The sequence below is a fragment of the Ignavibacterium sp. genome (assembly GCA_032027145.1).
Classification (GTDB): domain Bacteria; phylum Bacteroidota; class Ignavibacteria; order Ignavibacteriales; family Ignavibacteriaceae; genus IGN3.
The window spans coordinates 385,707-399,024 of record JAVSMP010000001.1; the positions used below are offsets into that span (position 1 = coordinate 385,707).

Below are 13,318 nucleotides of genomic sequence, written 5' to 3' on the forward strand. Positions count from 1 at the left end.
TTCGATGGTTTTTGTAAGAACATTAAAAACAGTTATGGGTGTAAAAAGTCCGATAGATAACTTAATTTAGATTGGGTTTATAGCAAGCATAGAAATGAGTTTTTACAAAGTAAATAAACAATTTGCCGGTAGATATCATTCCAATAAATGATAAACACTGGCGGGTTAATTAATAGTTAGCCCTCAATAAATAAATGTGAGGTTTTTATGTATAAATTAATAATAGTATTCTCATTTATTTTAGTTAATTCTTCTTTTGCACAATTATCTATAAGTCTTTCTGCTGGAATAGACCCTAAAGAAATATCACTTTACGGTCATACAGCAACTAATGGATATAATGCTTACTGGAATAATGGGATTTCAATTGGAGCAAATATTGATTATTCAATTTCAGAAAAGTTTATAATCTCTGGACTATTTCATTATTCTAATTATAGCTTTGATAAATATGCAAATACCGGTGTTAGTTTTCCTGAAATTATTTTTCTCTATGCTGAAGGAGAAAACACAAAATTATGGCGAACATCAATTGAAGCTAAATATTTTCCTTTCCCTCAAAACAGATTCAAGTTTTTTATACTTTCCGGTCTCGGTGTAGTCGTTGAAGATTTGGGTACAATCAAAACGCAATACTTAAATATGATGCAAGGAAGTAATGTTACATACATCAGAGATTCACAAGTAAAAAATACATTTGTTCATTCACTTGGATTAGGTGTCAGAGCGGATATTTTATCGAATTTATTTTTAGATGTTTCTGGTTTGTACTATTCAAATTATAGTGAAAGATTCCAAACATTTTTTGGCGCAAGCCTTGGTTACAAATTGTTCTAGTCGTAAGGGCTAACCGGCCAATCAACCCGACCGCCTTTTCGCATTCGGTTATTCTAAAATCCTTGGGCTGGTTATTCCGTTTTAAGTTTGTTGTTCAATGTAGTTCTATTAATTAACATTGTTGCAAACTGCACTTGCAAAGAAAGATAAGTGCAGTTTGCTAAATTTTTGGCTTTGTCTTTTTAATCTGTATTGCTGTTATGGGCGGCGGGTTATTGGCAATGCCGTTAGGCATTTCATTATGAAATTAAAGTTATTCATAGTGTTGATTTTCATTTTATCCTTCCGCAGTAGTATTCTATATTCACAAACCTGGGAAAGAATTTATGAATACGAATTCACAGGTCATATTTACGGTCTTCAGTTCGATTCATTTGGGAATTTTTATGTTGCTTCAGATAGTGGTTTACTCTGCTCAACTGACAGAGGAGTGAACTGGAAAAATTTATATCCTACCATTGGTTTTAATACATACGTTTCTAATGTTTTACCACTTGGTAAGAATGAATTGCTTATCAGTTGTACTGATGGAATACTATATACAAATGATGGTGGACTTGCTTGGAGCGGAGATTCTTCAAACATCGGAATAGATTTTTTAGTTATGGATAAAGATGAAAATATATATGCTGGTTGGGTTGCTGTTCATAAATCAACTGACAAGGGCAAAAGCTGGAGCAAATTAAAAGATAGCCTATACATATGGTCATTTTATATTACTTCAGAAGGCAATATGCTCGCGGGTACTCATTGTGGTATATTTTTGTCAGAGGATAACGGTTACAATTGGACAAGAACCGGATATTTTGATTGTGGAGACATAACATATATTAAAGGTACAACGAATGATGAAATAATTTTCATCGTTGGTGCGGATAGATTTCGAGGTATTCGTTATAGCACTGATGGCGGATATAATTGGAAATATGTAAGTAATTCAGATACTATTAGATGGGGAGCATCCATAATTCCAATAAATGATAATGAGGTTTACTTTGGTTCACAGTTTTATGGTGTATTTAAATATAATATCCAGGATTCCAGTTTAACAGGCGTTAATGACGGTTTAGAATTTGGTGTTTCAGCAATGGCATATGACAGTCTTGGTTATTTGTATGTAGCCTCCGATGGAATTTACAGATCAAAAAACACACTTGACTCGGCTAAATATTTAAGGAATAGTGTTTATAATTATTCACTCGCACAAAATTATCCGAACCCATTTAATTCAATTACAACGATTGAATATAGTTTAGAATTTCCCGGGCAAGTTTATATCACAATATTCAATCTTCTTGGCGAAAATGTTGGTGAGATATTGAATGAATTTAAAACCAAAGGTAACTATCAAGTTGTCTTTAATGCTAGCAGATTAGCAAGTGGAATTTATTTTTATCAAATGAGAGTAGACGATTTCACACAAGTAAAAAAGATGATTTTGTTACGTTAAATGCCTAACCCGCCAATCAAGCCGAACGCTTCATTGGGTCTTAACATTGGCAGTTTAAAATGGTTAAGTTTTTTAAATCATTGTTCTTAGTTATTAACATTATCAGTTAATCAATTTATTGTAGTCGTAAACCGTTCAGCGCCGCTTATCGGCAACGGCGTTAGGCATTTGGCTTAACGGCGATGCGCCAATGTTTAGCTCTAATTTGTAAAGCGTTACCAAATTAAAATTAGGAGCAATCTGAAAAAGTTACAATCAGGTTATTTGATATTTTAGGAAGGGAAGTTGCAGAACTTGTAAATGAGCAAAAAGAAGAGGGGACATATACAATTAAATTTGAAGCAATAAATTTAACGAGTGGAATTTATTTTTATCAGTTAATAGCAGGCAAATACTCTGAAACAAGAAAATTAATGTTACAAAAGTAATCGTTTCTGTTAACGAAAGATTATCCCGAATCCGGGATAATCTTTCAATTATTTACTTTAGAGTTAGGAAGAATTATGATAAAAAAAATAATGATTATACTTTTATTAACAGCATTAAATTATGCTCAACAACAAACTGATATACCCTGGCCAACACTTGCAAATACCGATTGGCCGATGATAAAACACGACCCACAGTTTACAGGCAGATCACCATACAAAGGACCACAAACACCAACCGTTATTTGGACAAAAGATCTGGAAGATGGTATTTTTTCAGGTCCTGTAATTGGGGATGAAGGATATTTATATTTTGGTACTTACTATGACTACCCCATAATTCAAGCATTTTCAGATTATTTCTATTGTTACGACTCTGCTGGAAATTATGTTTGGGAATATAATCTTGGTAGAAATCGTCCACCTCAATCAGGAATTTTAATAGATTCAAGCAATACAATATACTTTGGTTCTCTTGACAAATATTTATATGCACTAAATCCGGACGGAACACTTAAATGGGAGTTTGAAACATCTGCACCTATAGTTGAATTAGCGATTCCAAATATTGATTTACAAGGCAACGTTTATATAACAAATGGATTAGGGCGATTGTATTCTATAAAACATAATGGCACTTTAAACTGGGATACAACTTATGAAAATGGTTTTTTTCAAAAATCACCTGTGTTCTCACCTGATGGGAATACTATATATATAGCAGGAAGAGATTCAAACCTATTCGCATTAAATCTTGATGGAAGCTTAAAATGGAAATTTAGCTGCGGAAATATTATAAAGGCACCTTTAGTTGATACGTATGGGAACATTTTCTTCTCAACTCTCTCTGGGGATTATTATTTTTATTCAATCTTTTCAAGTGGTCAATTAAGATGGAAAAAAAATGATATTTATTTTACTACTAGAACTGTTCCTACGATAGACAAAGAAGGAAATATTTATACTATGGCAATTGATACTGCTTGCTGTCCTTATTATCCAGCATTAGCATCATTCACTAATACTGGTGAATTCAGGTGGAAATATCTTTTGGATGATGAAGAAAGTGATGATTTCTGGCAACCACTCATTTGTGATTCAGAAGGAACTGTCTATGTCGGTTCTACATTTGGATATAATTATTATGCTATCTCAAGTGATGGAACACTTAAATGGCAGTTGCCTTTGGAATTCAATAGCCAACAAGTTGATAACACTGGAGCAATAAGTAAGGATGGTACACTTTATCTTGGTGTCCATAATATCTCTCTAGTTACAAATCAAACTAGGACATTAATAGCTATTAAAGATACGGGGGCTGTATCAGTTTATGAAAATAATATTATAATTAAAGACTACTCACTTTCACAAAATTATCCTAATCCATTTAACCCGACTACAACAATATCATATCAAATAAAGAAGGGAGGATTAGTTCAACTTAAAGTTTATGACGTATTGGGAAAAGAAGTTGCAACATTAGTGAAAGAAGAACAAACACAAGGTAATCACTCAGTTAAATTTAATGGCAGTAATTTACCAAGCGGAATGTATGTATATTCTTTAAGAGTAAATGGAATCATTGAAAATAAAAAGATGATTTTGCTGAGATGAGGAAGTAAGTATAACCCGCCAATCAAGCGGACGCCGTATTCGCATTTGGCATTTTTGTAATTATTGGCTTTGTAGTTCCGTGTAAAGTTTCTTGTTCAAAGTTGTTCTGTCAAATAATTTTTTTAATAAATAAAGAGTTGTTGGTATAGTTCGGCACTCTTGTTATGGGGCCCCGCTTATCGGCAACGGCGTTAGGCATTTGGCTTAACGGCGATGCGCCAATGTTTAGCTCTAATTTGTAAAGCGTTGTCAAATTAAAGTTAGGAGCAATCTGAAAAAGTTACAATTAAAGTATTTGATGTTTTGGGAAGGGAAGCTGCAGAACTTGTAAATGAGCAAAAAGAAGCGGGGACATATACAATCAATTTTGATGCAACAAATTTAACAAGTGGAATTTATTTTTATTAAATTCAGGCGGGTAAATATTCTAAAACAAGAAAATCATTATTGCAAAAGTAATCGTTTCTTTTAACAAAAGATTATCCCGAATCCGGGATAATCTTTCAATTATTTACTTTAGAGTTAGGAAGAATTATGATAAAAAAAATAATGATTATACTTTTATTAACAGCATTAAATTATGCTCAACAACAAACTGATATACCCTGGCCAACACTTGCAAATACCGATTGGCCGATGATAAAGCATGATCCCCAATTTACTGGAAGATCGCCTTATAGAGGACCGCAAAGACCAACTGTAATATGGACAGTTGATATGCCTTATGGAATCTTTTCAGGGCCAGTTATAGGAAAAGAAGATAATTTATATTTTGGTTCATATTATTCTTTTGCTGATAATTTTTATTGCTATACTCAAGATGGCAATTTAAAATGGGATTATTCACTTGGAAGATCAAAATCCCCTGCTTCAGGTATTTTAATTGACTCAACAAATACGATTTATTTTGGATCATCTGATAATTATTTATATGCACTTAATAGCGATGGTACATTTAAATGGGAATACGAAACTTTGGATTTTTTTGGACCTACTTTAATGAATATTGATCTTCAAGGAAATCTTTACTCAACTAATAATGGTGGTAAGCTATTTTCGTTTAATCCTTCAGGTGATCTAAATTTTAGTGTAACTTATGAAAGTGGATTTAACCTGAAATCTCCGGTATTATCAACTGATGGAAATACAATTTATATCGCTGGCAAAGACTCTAATCTATTTGCATTAAATTTAGATGGAACTATAAAATGGAAATTTGAATGTAGTAGAATACTGACTGCGCCTATGGTTGATTCTTATGATAATATATATTTTATAGATGAACAAAGTTTATTCTCAATTTATCCTAATTCTGATATTAGATGGGAGTTCTCCTATTTTTATTTCGGTTCCTATTCAATCCCAACTATAGATTATGAGGGAAATATTTATGCTATAGCAACTGATACAATACCTCCATATTACAAATTATTGATTTCTTTAGATTTTAATGGAAATTATAGATGGAAATATTCTTTTGATGATGAAGAGAGTGATGATTTCTGGCAACCACTCATTTGTGATTCAGAAGGAACAGTTTATGTAGGCTCGACACTGGGCTATAACTATTATGCTATTTCAAGTGACGGAAAACCTAAATGGAAATTACCTTTAATTGAACAACAACAGCAAGTAGATAATACTGGTGCGATTTCAAAAGACGGCACTTTATATTTAGGTGTTCATGATGTTTCTCTCTTACCCGGGCAGCAAAAAACATTAATTGCTATAAAAGATACCTGTACGGTATCAGTTGATGAGGGAAATTCCGAAGTAATGAATTATTTCCTTTCACAAAATTATCCTAATCCATTTAACCCGACTACAACAATATCATATCAAATAAAGAAGGGAGGATTAGTTCAACTTAAAGTTTATGACGTATTGGGAAAAGAAGTTGCAACATTAGTGAAAGAAGAACAAACACAAGGTAATCACTCAGTTAAATTTAATGGCAGTAATTTACCAAGCGGAATGTATGTATATTCTTTGCATATAAATAATTTCATTCGAAATAGAAAAATGATTTTATTGAAGTGAGCCGTAAGTATAACAAGCCAATCAAGCCGAACGCTTCATTGGGTCTTAACATTGGCAGTTTAAAATGGTTAAGTTTTTTAAATCATTGTTCTTAGTTATTAACATTATCAGTTAATCAATTTATTGTAGTCGTAAACCGTTCAGCGCCGCTTATCGGCAACGGCGTTAGGCATTTGGCTTAACGGCGATGCGCCAATGTTTAGCTCTAATTTGTAAAGCGTTACCAAATTAAAATTAGGAGCAATCTGAAAAAGTTACAATTAAAGTATTTGATGTTTTGGGCTCTGAAGTCGCTACGCTCGTAAATGAGAATAAGGAGGCTGGTACTCATTCTGTTATGTTTAATGCGGGGAGGGATTACCAAGTGGAATATATCTTTACAAAATCGAAGGTGGTAGATTTATTGAGAATCGTGAAATGATAATCCTAAAATAAAAATCTTTATCCATAACCTGACTTGTAATAGGCAGGTTTATTTTTTTAAGTTCAAAACATTTCAAATTTCAGTATTCTTTTCTTAATAATTTTATTTTGTTTCAACTGCAACAATTAAAGATACCTTTGATACAACTATAAAATTATTCCTTCTAAAAATTTTATTTTCTTCCCCTGTAATTCTTTTAATAATATAAATCGGCAGACATTTTAAATATAATTGTCGTAACTTTGATTAGTCAAAAATGTCAAATTATTAAAAGGCAGTTTAAAATGACTTCCGCAAAGAAAAATTTTCTGTTCTCTGAATTTCCAAATCTACATAAGAAAAGAATGCGGATAGTTTTAACAGCACATCCTGAATCACTCTGCTCAAGAATAATCCGAGTACATCGTGGAGGTTTATCTGTTGAGTAGAATTTCTTAATCTTAATTTAAACTATAGTAATTAGTTCAATTCCGGGTTTTTATTATTCTGTTAAAGTAAACATCAACTGTAAAATCCGGAAATTAACACATCAGAATTAAGGAGGATTTATGTCAGAAAATGTTTTGTGCGAATATTGTGGTGCGAAAATATCCAAAGAAACCGAGTTTTGTTTAAAATGCGGAACAATTTTTATTGATGATATACATTGTTTTAACCATCCTGATGATAATGCCAGAGGTGTATGTGTAATTTGTCAACAAGCATACTGCAAAAAGTGCGGGTTACGGGTTAATGGCGTTTTTCTATGCGATCAACATTCCAACCATGAAATTTATGAAGGTATGGCTCGTGTATTCGGCTCTTCGGACGAACAGCAGATAAATTATTACAAATCTATACTTGAAGAAAATAATCTGCATCCGTTTATTTATACAAGAAAAACTACTCCGTTATCAGTTGGCGGCGTTGATTATTCTTTGTTCAATGCAAGCAGTGATACCCGGGGAAAGTTATTAAATGAAATAAAGCTTATGGTTCCATGTTCTGAATTCTTACAGGCAGAAATAATTATTGATGAATTAGAACAATCAACTGAGCAATAATCCTAAATAGTTTTTTATGTTATAAATCTTTCAATTCTGACAGATGAAAAAAATTATTTAATCAACTGCTAATATCAGCACTGTTAATAATAGAAATATTTTTATCAATTAGATTTTTTTTAACAACTTTTTCAAAATTACTTTTATCAATTGAGCGTACTGCATCTTCAATGAAGTAAGTTTTAAATCCATAATCAGCAGAATCTAAAGCAGAAAAATAAACACAAAAATCACCGGCTAATCCTGCAAAAAACACTTCGTTAATATTTCTTCCGTTAAGATAGGCAGCAAGTCCTGTTTCCTTCCTTTTACCATTGTCAAAAAATCCGCTGTAGGAATCAATTTCCGGATTCATACCTTTTCTGAAAATTGCTTCAATCTTTTTTGTATCAAGCTTATCGGAAAATTCAGCACCGCTAGTTTCCTGAACGCAGTGATCAGCCCAGAGTATTTGTTCTAAACCGCCAAGTAAAATCTTATCAAATTGTTTTCTGCCTGGATGATTAGAGGCAAAACTTCCGTGATTTTGAGGATGCCAGTCTTGTGTTGCAGCAATCAAATCAAAATAATCAGCACCCTGAAGTTTGTTAATAACCGGAATTACTTCATCACCTTTATTTACTGCAAGTGCACCGCCTGGCAAAAAGTCATTTTGAATATCAATAATTATTAATGCTTTCATATCAAGTCTGTTTATTGTTTGTAAAATTATTTTTTAATTCTTCTCTTAATTTCATAAGTTTTTCGCTTATACCGACTTTATAAATATGCGGGAACTCAAATCGTTTATATTCTTCCGGCAGTTTTAATAGATTCTCCTTTACTTTCTCTCTGATTAATTCTGCACTTTCAATTTTGATTTTGATATTCCCGTTTTCAGCAACAAGCTTAGTAAGATTTTCTTCATTCAATCCGGTCAGGTTTTTGGTTTTATCTTTATCAAACGGATGATACATCTTAACAATATTTTCTTCATCATTTAATGCAATTACATCTGCCTGTATAAATCCGTTATTATCAGTATATCTGATAATCTTTTTTAATCCTGGTAAAGTAACTTTTTTAATGTTCTCGGATATTTTTAATCTTGGTTTATTATTACACATAGAAAGTTTAAAAACTCCATCCAATGCAGAATCCGGATTACCAGTAACTAAATTTGTTCCCACTCCAAAAATATCAATTGGTGCCTGCTGTTCTAAAAGACTTTTAATTACCCGTTCATCTAACTGATTTGAAACAACAATTTCGACATAACTTAATCCCTCTTCATCAAGTTTTTTTCTAACTGCTTTTGCAAGATATGCAAGATCGCCGCTGTCTAATCTTATCCCTTTTAATTTATAACCGGCTTTTTCAAGTTCCTTAGCAACGATAATTGCATTCGGCAAACCAGATTCTAAAGTATTATAAGTATCAATAAGCAGCACAGTTTTATCAGGATTTGATTCAGCATATTTTCTGAAAGCAGTTAACTCATCATCATAACTTTGAATAAAAGAGTGCGCCATTGTTCCAACAGGAATAAGATCAAACAATTTAGCAGCAAGGACATTGGAAGTAGAATCAAAGCCGCCGATAATTGCAGCCCGGCTTGCCTGTAAACCGCCGAATCCCTGTGCACGCCTCAATCCAAAATCACTTAGGATTTTATTTTTCGCTATCAATCTAATTCTTGCTGCTTTAGTAGAGATTAAAGAATTGAAGTTTAGCGTATTGAGTAAATAAGTTTCCAAAAGCTGCAGCTCAGCAAGTTTTCCTTCAACTGTAACAATCGGTTCATTCGGAAAAACGACTGTGCCTTCTTCAACTGAGTAAATATTTCCAGTAAATGCAAAATCCTTCAGGTAATCTAAAAAGTTAGCATTGAATTTCTTTTTGTGAAGATAATCAATGTCATCTTTACCAAACTTAAACTCACTTAAACTCTCAAGCAGCTCTGATAATCCGCTGAATACAACAAATCCGCCTTCATAAGGGATCTTTCTGAAAAAATAATCAAAAGATGCATGGCAATTATGTTTTTCTTCTTTGAGGTAGGTATCCATCATAGACAGCTGATACATATCCGTATAAAGTCCAAGATAGTCTTTTAATACTTTCATAATCTTTCTTCTTGAATAATGATTGAAGAATTAGTTAACAAAGAACCTCTTGCAAAATAAACAATTATTTAATTTTTAATGATCTTAAAATTGCTGTGTTAAAAGTTCAATTGTATGATTGATAAATTGATAAATACATCTTCATACTTCAGAAATCAAAAAACCAACAGCATACTGATCATCAAAATACATTATGATTTTATTACCACAGGTTATTCACGTATAACAATCATTCAATAATTGCTAACTATCAATACCTTCTCACAAATAAGAATAGCTGCACTTTATGACTTCCTAAATCTGATAATGCTATGTTAAAAATTGCTTTTATATGATTTATCACTCACTAACAAATGGCACTAAGATTGAGATTTTGCAGCAAATTACATATTCCAAAAATAACTTCAGAATTTTTATGATAAGAGGAACAATAAAAGTTGACACTAAAATTTGCAAGGGATGCGAGCTTTGCATTGTTGCCTGCCCACAGGATGTGCTTGCATTATCTGTAAATTTTAACGATAAAGGTTATCGTTTTGTAGAACTAATCAGCAGTGCATGCACTGGATGTGTAAACTGCGCATTAGTCTGTCCTGAAGCAGCATTAACTGTTTATAGGGAACCTAAGCCTGCAAAAAAGACTAAGACTAACGTTTAAATAATTTTTAATAAAAGGTTTTAAAATGGAAAAAGAAATCAGGAAAGAAGAACCTCGCTTGATGAAAGGAAACGAAGCACTTGCTGAAGCGGCTATTAGAGCAAACATAGATGCTTATTTCGGTTATCCGATAACTCCTCAATCAGAAGTTATTGAGTATCTTATGCTTGAAGTACCGAAAAGAAAAGATAAAAAAACTGTAGTGCTTCAGGCAGAAAGTGAAGTTGCTTCAATCAATATGGTTTATGGTGCTGCCGGTGCAGGAGCCAGAGTTATGACTTCTTCATCTTCACCGGGAATAAGTTTGATGCAAGAAGGAATATCCTATATTGCTTCTGCTCAGCTTCCTTGTTTAATTGTAAATGTTGTTCGTGGTGGTCCGGGTTTAGGAACTATACAACCCTCACAAAGTGATTATTTTCAGGCTACAAAGGGAGGTGGTCATGGAGATTACCATCTTATTGTGTTAGCTCCATCTTCAGTGCAGGAACTTGCTGACTTTGTTTTTGATGCTTTTAAGTTGGCAGAAAAATATCGCAACCCAGCGATGATTCTTGCTGATGGAGCACTTGGGCAAATGATGGAAAAAGTTGTATTACCTGCTGAAAACAGTCTTCCAAAAGTTGCTAAATCCTGGGCTACTACCGGTAAAACTAAAGACCGTGAACGGAATATTATTACTTCACTGTTTATACAACCTGAAGTTATGGAAAAAGTTAATCTTGAGCTTCAGGATAAGTATGCTGCTATGCAAAGTGAAGTAAGATGGGAAGAGTTTAAGACCGATGATGCTGAAATATTATTAGTTGCATTCGGACTATCAGCCCGCATCTGCCAAAAGGTTATGGACCTTGGAAGAGCAAAGGGAATAAAGATAGGATTGTTAAGACCGATTACTCTTTACCCGTTTCCTTATAAACGTATCTCAGAGCTTTCAGAAAAAGTAGATTTTATACTTGATGTTGAAATGAATGCCGGACAAATGGTTGAAGATGTTCGTCTTGCAGTTGAAGGAAAAATTCCTGTTCATTTTACAGGAAGAATGGGCGGAATGATATCAACGCCTGAAGATATCCTTAATAAGGTTGAATCGATTCAGAAATCACTAACTACAGCTAATGTTTAAGAGAAAGTGATATAAAAAATAGTTAACTCTCTTGGTAAGGAAGTAAGAACTCTTGTAAATGAAATTATATCTGCAGGAAATTATAAAGTTGAATTTAATACATACGATTTACTCTGCGGAATTTATATAAACAGTATTTAAGCTGGAGAATTTACTTCAGCCAAGAAAATGATTATAATCAAAATAAATTATTCTTAAAGAATAGGTTAACAAATGAACGAAAAATTAATACTTGATGATGGAATTGAATTAGAACAAGTCTATCGCAGACCTGAAACCCTTACTGATGTTCCATACCATTACTGTCCGGGTTGTTCACACAGTGTTGTGCATAATGTCCTGATGGAAGTAGTTGCAGAAATGAATATTCAGGAACAAACAATAGGTGTTGCTCCTGTTGGATGTTCTGTATTCGCATATCATTATATGAATATTGACATGCAGGAAGCTGCACATGGCAGGGCTGGCGCTGTTGCAACAGGGATTAAACGGGTTATGCCTGATAAACTGGTGTTCTCTTATCAAGGCGATGGTGATCTTGCAGCTATCGGTACCGCAGAAACTATTCACACTGCAAACCGGGGAGAAAACATTCTGGTAGTTTTTATCAACAACGGAATTTATGGAATGACAGGCGGACAGATGGCTCCGACTTCTTTACCTGGAATGGTTACTTCAACTTCACCTTATGGCAGAGATGTTGTAATGGCTGGCTATCCGTTAAAAATAACAGATTTGATCGCGCAATTACCAGCTACATATTATGTTACAAGACAATCTGCTCATAATCCAAATGCTGTAAGAAAACTTAAAAAAGCAATTACAAAATCTTTTGAATATCAGCAGCAGAAAAAGGGAACCTGTTTTATCGAAGTTGTTTCAAACTGTCCTTCGGGCTGGAAGATGACACCTGTTGAAACAATTAAATATCTCGAAGAAGTAATGTTTCCTTATTATCCGCTTGGTGACCTTAAAGTCCCAAAAAATTAAAATGAAATAAAAAAGGAATTTTAGAAATGACTAAAGAACATGAAATAATTTTTGCCGGATTTGGAGGACAGGGTGTGCTTTCTATGGGCAGGTTAATAGCTTACGCAGGGATGATAGAAGGAAAAGAAGTAAGCTGGATGCCTTCGTATGGGCCTGAAATGAGAGGCGGAACTGCAAATTGTATTGTTATTGTTTCTGACTCAAGAATCAGTTCACCAATTGTTACCAAGTTTGATACTGCAATATTATTAAATCAGCCATCAATTGATAAATTTGAAAATGCTGTAAAACCAGGAGGTCTATTAATTTATGAACAGTCAACTGCTGTTAAACCTCCTACAAGAACAGATATTGATATTATCAGTATTTCCGGTATTGAAGAAGCAAATAAACTTGAAGTAAAACAAGTTGCTAATATGTTTATGGTTGGTGCGTTTTTAGAAAAACGTCCGATATTAAAGAATGAAACAATTGTTGAAGCATTAAAAGATGCTTTACCTGCACGAAGACATAATCTGATACCAGTAAATGAGCAGGCATTGTTACGTGGAAGAGAATTGGCAAAACTTGCTGATCAGGTTTCAGTATAATTAATAATTATTA

Annotated in this window: 11 protein-coding genes; 9 read left to right on the plus strand and 2 right to left on the minus strand. The window is 33.3% G+C overall.

The genetic code is table 11. The annotated features are described in order from the left end of the window. Positions 1 to 207: 207 nt before the first annotated feature. From ROY99_01470 to ROY99_01490, 5 genes are all read left to right on the plus strand, one after another. The gene (locus tag ROY99_01470; protein ID MDT3695028.1) at positions 208 to 837 is read left to right on the plus strand and encodes a hypothetical protein; all 630 of its coding nucleotides are present in this window, start codon (positions 208 to 210) and stop codon (positions 835 to 837) included. 241 nt (positions 838 to 1,078) lie between these two features. Continuing rightward, positions 1,079 to 2,287 (plus strand): T9SS type A sorting domain-containing protein, encoded by a 1,209-nt coding sequence (locus ROY99_01475; GenBank protein MDT3695029.1) that lies wholly within the window; start codon positions 1,079 to 1,081, stop codon positions 2,285 to 2,287. Positions 2,288 to 2,790: 503 nt separating this feature from the next. Continuing rightward, the gene (locus ROY99_01480; protein MDT3695030.1) at positions 2,791 to 4,329 is read left to right on the plus strand and encodes a PQQ-binding-like beta-propeller repeat protein; all 1,539 of its coding nucleotides are present in this window, start codon (positions 2,791 to 2,793) and stop codon (positions 4,327 to 4,329) included. A gap of 534 nt (positions 4,330 to 4,863) precedes the next feature. After that, positions 4,864 to 6,369: a PQQ-binding-like beta-propeller repeat protein gene (locus ROY99_01485; protein ID MDT3695031.1), complete on the plus strand. Its 1,506-nt coding sequence runs from the start codon at positions 4,864 to 4,866 to the stop codon at positions 6,367 to 6,369. Positions 6,370 to 7,341: 972 nt separating this feature from the next. After that, positions 7,342 to 7,836, plus strand: coding sequence for a hypothetical protein (locus ROY99_01490; protein ID MDT3695032.1), 495 nt, complete (start codon positions 7,342 to 7,344; stop codon positions 7,834 to 7,836). A 61-nt stretch (positions 7,837 to 7,897) separates the two neighbouring features. Here the strand turns inward: ROY99_01490 and pncA are convergent, their stop codons facing one another. Beyond that, a complete protein-coding gene (gene pncA / locus ROY99_01495) occupies positions 7,898 to 8,518 on the minus strand; it encodes a bifunctional nicotinamidase/pyrazinamidase (protein MDT3695033.1) in 621 nt (206 codons plus the stop codon). Between the two features lies 1 nt (position 8,519). Beyond that, positions 8,520 to 9,941, minus strand: a complete 1,422-nt coding sequence (locus ROY99_01500; GenBank protein ID MDT3695034.1) for a nicotinate phosphoribosyltransferase — start codon at positions 9,939 to 9,941, stop codon at positions 8,520 to 8,522. A gap of 331 nt (positions 9,942 to 10,272) precedes the next feature. Between ROY99_01500 and ROY99_01505 the strand changes: the two genes are divergently transcribed. From ROY99_01505 to ROY99_01520, 4 genes are all read left to right on the plus strand, one after another. After that, positions 10,273 to 10,599: a ferredoxin family protein gene (locus ROY99_01505; GenBank protein MDT3695035.1), complete on the plus strand. Its 327-nt coding sequence runs from the start codon at positions 10,273 to 10,275 to the stop codon at positions 10,597 to 10,599. Positions 10,600 to 10,624: 25 nt separating this feature from the next. After that, a complete protein-coding gene (locus tag ROY99_01510) occupies positions 10,625 to 11,725 on the plus strand; it encodes a 3-methyl-2-oxobutanoate dehydrogenase subunit VorB (protein ID MDT3695036.1) in 1,101 nt (366 codons plus the stop codon). Positions 11,726 to 11,938: 213 nt separating this feature from the next. After that, the gene (locus ROY99_01515) at positions 11,939 to 12,715 is read left to right on the plus strand and encodes a thiamine pyrophosphate-dependent enzyme (GenBank protein ID MDT3695037.1); all 777 of its coding nucleotides are present in this window, start codon (positions 11,939 to 11,941) and stop codon (positions 12,713 to 12,715) included. A 26-nt stretch (positions 12,716 to 12,741) separates the two neighbouring features. Continuing rightward, positions 12,742 to 13,305, plus strand: coding sequence for a 2-oxoacid:acceptor oxidoreductase family protein (locus ROY99_01520; GenBank protein ID MDT3695038.1), 564 nt, complete (start codon positions 12,742 to 12,744; stop codon positions 13,303 to 13,305). Positions 13,306 to 13,318: the final 13 nt, after the last annotated feature.